8 protein-coding genes are annotated in these 6,374 nt (G+C 62.9%); 5 read left to right on the top strand and 3 right to left on the bottom strand.

The genetic code is table 11. The annotated features are described in order from the left end of the window. Positions 1–83: 83 nt before the first annotated feature. Both ABW043_RS06810 and ABW043_RS06805 read left to right on the top strand, forming a co-directional pair. Positions 84–683, top strand: a complete 600-nt coding sequence (locus tag ABW043_RS06810) for an SCO family protein (protein ID WP_353920464.1) — start codon at positions 84–86, stop codon at positions 681–683. Then, a complete protein-coding gene (locus tag ABW043_RS06805) occupies positions 680–1,417 on the top strand; it encodes a TlyA family RNA methyltransferase (RefSeq protein WP_353920463.1) in 738 nt (245 codons plus the stop codon). The genes ABW043_RS06810 and ABW043_RS06805 overlap by 4 nt, the downstream gene beginning before the upstream one ends. A gap of 93 nt (positions 1,418–1,510) precedes the next feature. Here ABW043_RS06805 and ABW043_RS06800 read toward each other — a convergent pair whose 3' ends face one another. The 3 genes from ABW043_RS06800 to uxaC form a co-directional block, all read right to left on the bottom strand. After that, positions 1,511–2,020 carry a CAP domain-containing protein gene (locus ABW043_RS06800; RefSeq protein WP_353920462.1) on the bottom strand — a complete coding sequence of 170 codons (510 nt, stop codon included), beginning with the start codon at positions 2,018–2,020 and terminating at the stop codon, positions 1,511–1,513. A gap of 19 nt (positions 2,021–2,039) precedes the next feature. Beyond that, positions 2,040–2,888, bottom strand: a complete 849-nt coding sequence (locus ABW043_RS06795; protein WP_353920461.1) for an aminoglycoside phosphotransferase family protein — start codon at positions 2,886–2,888, stop codon at positions 2,040–2,042. Positions 2,889–3,126: 238 nt separating this feature from the next. Next, the gene (gene uxaC / locus ABW043_RS06790; RefSeq protein ID WP_353920460.1) at positions 3,127–4,545 is read right to left on the bottom strand and encodes a glucuronate isomerase; all 1,419 of its coding nucleotides are present in this window, start codon (positions 4,543–4,545) and stop codon (positions 3,127–3,129) included. 219 nt (positions 4,546–4,764) lie between these two features. On the opposite strand from uxaC, the gene ABW043_RS06785 reads away from it, so the two are divergent. The 3 genes from ABW043_RS06785 to ABW043_RS06775 all read left to right on the top strand — a co-directional run. Then, a complete protein-coding gene (locus tag ABW043_RS06785; protein WP_353920459.1) occupies positions 4,765–4,926 on the top strand; it encodes a hypothetical protein in 162 nt (53 codons plus the stop codon). Positions 4,927–4,984: 58 nt separating this feature from the next. Beyond that, positions 4,985–5,656, top strand: a complete 672-nt coding sequence (locus ABW043_RS06780; RefSeq protein WP_353920458.1) for a response regulator transcription factor — start codon at positions 4,985–4,987, stop codon at positions 5,654–5,656. A 155-nt stretch (positions 5,657–5,811) separates the two neighbouring features. Beyond that, a partial coding sequence (locus tag ABW043_RS06775; protein ID WP_353920457.1) for a sensor histidine kinase N-terminal domain-containing protein occupies positions 5,812–6,374 on the top strand: 563 nt, incomplete at its 3' end.

The raw sequence follows: 6,374 nt of genomic DNA, 5'->3' as shown, positions 1-6,374 counted from the left end.
TTGAAGACATCGCGCCACATACTCGATCCGCACCTCCCCCTTGATGGGGGAGGATGGGAGGGGGTGATCGGCAGGAACCGAAAATGACGACGAACAAGACGCTGCGCAATTTCCGTATTGTGCTTTGGGTGCTGGTGGCCGTGGCGGCGCTTGGGGCGACGTTGCTCTATGTGTTTCGCCCGCCGCAGCGACCGCTCGGGCTCAATGGGCAGAGCTTTGCGATGAATTCGACGCAGGGCGGCGCGTTTACCGAAAAGGATCTGGTGGGCACGCCGAGCCTGATCTTCTTCGGCTATACGTTCTGCCCCGATGTGTGCCCGACGACGCTGGCTGAAACCACCGCCTGGCGCGCCCAGCTCGGGCTGACGCCGGAAGACCTGCGGATCATTTTCGTCACCGTCGACCCTGAACGCGATACGCCGGAGATGGTGAAGTCTTACGTCGAAGGGTTCGACCCCTCTGTGATCGGGCTTGTGGGTGACCAGGCAGCGACCGATCAGGTGAAGGCAGCGTTTGGCGTGTTTTCGGAAAAGGCGGGCGATGTCGAGAGCGAGTTCTATCTCGTCAATCACACGGCGCTGACGTTCCTGATCGACAAGAACGGTTCGTTCCAGGGGACCGTCGCCTATGAAGAGGCGCAGGACACTGCGCTGGCCAAGGTCAAGCGGCTCGTCGGGCAGTGAGTATCCGTATTCGCCTCGATCTGGCGATTGAACAGCGAAGGCTGCTGCCGAGCCGCGCGCGGGCACGCGATGCGATCCTGCGCGGCACGGTGAGCGTCAATGGCGAGCCGGCCAAGAAGCCCAACCAGATGGTGGGGGCGGAAGATGTGATTACGCTCGATGATCCGGCGTCGGGCTTTGTATCGCGGGCGGCGCTGAAGCTGGTGGCGGGGCTCGATGCGGGCGGGATCAGCGTCGAGGGGAAGGTTTGCCTTGATGTTGGGTCCTCGACCGGGGGCTTTACGCAGGTGCTGGTGGAGCGCGGGGCGGCCAAGGTTTTTGCCGTGGATGTCGGGCATGAGCAGTTGCATCGGCGGCTCAAGGGGCATCCGCGCGTCGTGAGCCTTGAAGGCTTTAATGCGCGCGAGATTTCGCGCGAGGAGATTGCCGACCCGGTGGACCTCTTGGTGTCGGACTTGAGCTTTGTGTCCGTCACCAAGGTCTTGGAGGCGGGGCTGGGGCTTTGTGCGCCGCGGGCCGAGGCGGTGATCCTCTTCAAGCCGCAGTTTGAGGTGGGGCGCGATTTCGTCGGCAAGGGCGGGATTGTTACTGACACCGCGGCCAGTGCGCGGGCGATGGGTGAGGTGATTGCCTTTGTCGAGGCACAGGGATTTTCCCATTGGCTGAGCGTGGCTTCGCCGATTGCCGGCGGGGATGGGAATTTGGAGACGGTGCTGGTTTTTGGCCGAGGGTAGTTCCCCGCTCCAACCAGTTCCGGCAATTCACCTCGCCTCCGCATGGACCACCGGGACAAGCCCGGTGGTGACGACCATCGAGAGAACTGTGGCCTATTCGTAGACACGCCAGGCGTCGAAACTGCCGCCGGCGATCATGGCCCAATAGAGTTTTCCTGAATTGGTGCGCGCAACGGCGAGGCCGAATTCGGTGAATTTTGGCGAGAGCAGCGTGTTGCGGTGGCCCTGGCTTTCTAGCCAGCCGGCGATGACGTCGGGCAGGGTCTTGTAACCCTTGGCGACGTTTTCGCCGACGGCGCCGAGATAGCCCGCTTCCGTGACGCGCTGGCGCAGGGTTACGCCGAGATCGTGGCTGAGTTTGTCCTGGCGGGCCATGAGTCGGGCCTGGGAGAGGGCCGCGGTTTCAAGGCGCGGATTGTAGGTCCAGGGCGGAGCGCCATTGGCTTTTCGCGTCGCGTTGATGGCCGAGAGAATTTCGTCGCGCGACAGGCTTTCCGGCCGATTGGAGGTGGCGGCGGGCAGCGGCGGAATGGTGGCCGAGCAGGCGGAGAGCAGGCCGGCGGTGCCGAGGACGAGAACGGCGCGTCGCGAAAAATTGGGCATCGAGGAACTTCCGGGGCGATCAGGCAAGGTCATAAGCACTGAGGAGGTTGGGCAGGCAGGCCAATTGCACGACGATGGTTTTGCCCGCTTCCAGATCCCAACAGGCCGAAAGCGCTGCGTGGGCAGCGGCCCAGCCGAGAATGCGCTTGCGATTGTAGCCGAGGCGTTGGGAGAGGATATCGGCGCGGGCGGCGATACGGCGCGGATCGGAGGCGATCTTCTCGCCGCGCTCGGGATTGATGAAGATATTTGCGGTCTCGTAGGCGGGGTCGCCGAGAAGCCCCTTGGGGTCCACCGCCAGCCAGCCGCGATCGGAACTCATGATATTGTCGTGGTGCAGGTCGCCATGGAGCGGCACGATGGCGCTCGGCTTGTCGAAAAGCTTTAGCGCGATGCCGGCGGAGCGGGCGTAGAGGTCGCGGGCCGTGCGCGGCCAGGCGCGAACATCGGTATCAAAGAGCGTCTGGAAGCGGTCGCGGAGCGGCTCAAGACCTTCTGGGGCGTCGGGGCGCGGCTTATGGAGGCTGCCGACAACAGTCGCGACAGCGATAGTGCCTTCGTCGTCCTTGCCGTCGCGGACAGGCTCGCCCAGCGTGCCGCCATCGAGCCATTCCATGAAAATGGTATCGCCATGGGTATCAAAGACCGTGGCGGCGCCGTCGCCTTCGTACCATTGGAGGAGGCGCACGCCCCTGCCCTCTTCCCTGGACGCTTCAGGTTTGATGATTTTCAGAGCCGCGAAATTGCGGCCGTTCTGCTCGACGCGAAAGAGCCAGCTGCGCGGCGTTTCGGCCACCGGCGTGGATTTTGTCAGGGACCAACGGATCATGGCGCGGCTGAGCGCGGTTTCGGCAGGAGACTGATTCATCATGGCGCCATTAGAGCAGAAGGCGGCGTGCGATTCGACGGGTCAATCGCTGTTGGCGCGAGAAGGTGATGAAAGTGTGGTGGGATACTTTGAATTTTCGCGCGCGGGACGCCACCCCCACCCGGCCTCCCCCATCAAGGGGGAGGTGTCGCATCGAGTGCGTGGCACGTTTCGTTCACAACCACCGACCCGCACCTCCCCCTTGATGGGGGAGGCTGGGAGGGGGTGATCCCGAGGCCTACTTGATCTTGTAGGCGTCCTTGGCTGCCTGATAGCTCAGGTGCTTGGCGATTTCTTCGGCTGAGGATTTCGTCAGGCGGTTCTCACCGACCCAGCGGCCCAGGAAGCCGCAGACTTCGCGGCGCCAGACGTCGTGGCGGGCCGGGATGGAGAGCAAGGCGCGGGTGTCGTCGTTGAAGCCGGCGAGGTTGTAGAAGCCGGCGGTTTCGACGACCTGGTCGAGATAGCGGCGGATGCCCTGCGGGGAATCGTGGAACCACCAGGGCGGGCCGATCATCAGGCTCGGCCAATAGCCGGCCATGGGGGCGAGTTCGCGGGCATAGGTGGTTTCGTCGAGGACGAACATGATGAGCCGCAGATTGGGCTCGTTGCCGCAGCGCGAGAGCAGCGCACGGAGGCCGCCGACATAATCGGTGGGGCCGGGAATATCGGCGCCGAGATCGGGGCCGCGTTCGCCAAAGAGCAGCGGATCGGTATTGCGGCGCGAGCCAGCGTGGATCTGCATGACCATGCCGTCTTCGACCGAGAGCAGCGCCATTTCGGTCATCATCTGGGCGCGGAAGAGTTCGGCGTCACTGGCGTCGTGCTTGCCGGCAAGGATTTTGTCGAGGAGGGCCTGCTTTTCGACCAGCGGCAAGTCGGCCGTGTTGGCCGTCGGCACGCCATGGTCGGTAGCGACGGCGCCGAAGCGGCGGAAATATTCGCGGCGCCTGCGGTGGGCGTTGATGAGGCCATCCCACTTGGAAATGTCCTCGCCGGTCAGTTCGCCGAATTTCTTCAGGTTTTCGACGATGGCGGGGCGGCTGGGGTCGGTGACGTCATCGGGGCGATAGGTGGTGCGAACCTGGCCGATGAGGCCCTGCCCTTCCATCGACTGGTGATGGGTCAGCGGATCGAGCGCGAATTCGGTGGTGGCGATCACCTCGACGTTGAAGCGTTCGAGAATGGCGCGCGGCAGGAGTTCGGGCGCGCCGAGTTTTGCGTCGATGGCGTCAAAAATGCTGTCGGCGGTTTTGCCGGAAAGCTCTTCGGTGATGCCGAAGACGGCGTGGAGCGAGTGATCGACCCAGGTTTTCGAGGGTGTGCCGGCAAAGAGATAGTAGTTGTCGGCAAAGAGGCGCCAGGCCTTGCGACCATCGGCTTCGACCGGCTTGCCATCTTTGCGGGGAATGCCCAGCGCATCATAGCTGATGCCCCGGCTCTTGAGCATGCGCAGCACATAGTGATCGGGCGTCAGGAACAGGGCCGTGGGGCTGGCGAAACGACCATTCTGGGCGAACCAGGACGGGTCTGTATGGCCGTGGGGACTGACGATGGGGAGGTCTTTTACCGCCGGGTAGAGATCCCTGGCGATAGACTGCGCGGGCTCGGAAGCGGGGAAGAGACGATCGGGGTGAAGATGTGCTGGCTGGGTCATGAAAGAGGTTGTGCCATGTTCGGGAGAGGCTTTCAATATCTTCCATACAAGACGCAGATTGTGAAGATTTAAGACAAATTAACTGCTCTCGCAAACTGCAATTCGCGCTCCGGACCTCTGGGGCTATCGTGCTGGCGCGGGTGAGAAACAGCTCTCTTCAAGGCGGCTGCCCAATGTCGACTCCTGGCCATAAAGGCCGGCGCCACATGAGGGATGAGCATGGCCAATCTCGATTTCGAGTCACAGGGACTAAAGCAGGTGCAGCTTGAGGCGCGGCGCGGGGCGCATGTGCAACGGGCCCAGCAGATGCTGCTGGCGGCAGGGCTTGCGGCGCTGTGCGTAGTAGGGGTTGCCGGAGCGCTTTTGGCGCAGGTGATGTAAGCCGGTTTCGCGCGGCGCCCGCCTTCGATAATATCCCGCGCGGGGAGACCGACCGCGCATGCGAATTTTGCTTGTCGAAGACAATGAGGACCTGGGCGAGGCCATCGAAAGACGGCTGCGCACGGCCGGTCACTCGGTCGACTGGGTGCGCGACGGCGCCGATGTGGTGTCCGCGGCCAAGGGCGAGGATTTCGACGCGGTGGCGCTCGACCTGATGCTGCCCAATCGCGATGGGATCGGGCTGATTGCCGAACTGCGGCGGGAAAAGTTTTCGGCGCCAATCCTGGTCATCACCGCGCGCTCGGAAATCGACGACAAGGTGAGCCTCCTCGATCTTGGGGCGGATGATTATCTCGTAAAGCCGTTTGACCTTCGCGAGCTTGAAGCGAGATTGCGGGCGCTGATCCGGCGGACCGGCGGGAAAACCAGCAGCGTTTTGGCGCTAGGGGATCTGGAGCTGGACCTCGCCGGGCTCAATGCCAGCGTCGGCGGCAAGGCGTTGGAGTTGGGGCGGCGGGAGTTTCGGCTGCTCGAGATTTTGCTGACCCATGCGGGCAAGGTGGTGGCCAAGGAGCGGTTGATGAACCAGCTCTTCAATTTCGATGAGACCGTCTCGATCAATGCGTTGGAGCTGCATATTTCGCGGCTGCGGAAAAAGCTGGAGCCGGCGCGGGTGGAGATCGGGACCGTGCGCGGGGTGGGCTATGTGGCGCGGGCGGTGGATGGGTAGCTTTTGGACTTTGGATACCCCGTCCCTCACAAATCCACTGTGTCATTCCCGCGAAAGCGGGAATCTCTGTTTTGAAACGGGGATCCCCGCTTTCGCGGGGATGACACCGGGAGAACAAGGGCAATCGTGGGTGCCGAACGCAGCGAGGCGTCAGCGTGCCCACTAAATCCTTTTCCATCCGCCGGCGCATTCTGGCGCTGGCGACCGTGCTGCTGCTGGCGGCGGCGGTGGTGCTCATCATCTTCATTCGCGACTATGCGGAGCGGGCGGCGGATCGGGCGTTTGATCGGTTGCTGGCGGCTTCCGCATTGACGATTGGCGGCGCGGTGCAGGTCGAGGATGAGACCGTCATCGTCGAATTGCCCTTTGCTGCCTTTGCCATGTTCTCGGGGCAGGACCGGGTGTTCTATGCCGTCGAGGGGCCGGATGGACGAACGGTTACGGGCTATGAAGATCTTGCGGCGGCGATGGACGAGACCAGTTCAGCCGAGCCGCGCTTTGCCGATATCTTGTATCGCGACGAACTGGTGCGCGTGGCTTCGATCGGGCGGCTGATTTCGACGGCGAGTGATACGGGCTGGGTGACGATCCATGTCGCCGAGACCCAGAACCAGCGTGAGGCGCTCTCCAATGAAATTCTCTCCAATGCCATCGTGCCGGTGATTGCACTCACGCTGCTGGCCGTGGGGCTCGTGTGGTTCGGGATTTCGCGCATGTT

This window comes from Devosia sp. (assembly GCF_040509215.1).
Lineage (GTDB): Bacteria > Pseudomonadota > Alphaproteobacteria > Rhizobiales > Devosiaceae > Devosia.
Note: the sequence above shows the minus strand (reverse complement) of the source record. Positions and strands in the feature narration are given on the sequence as shown.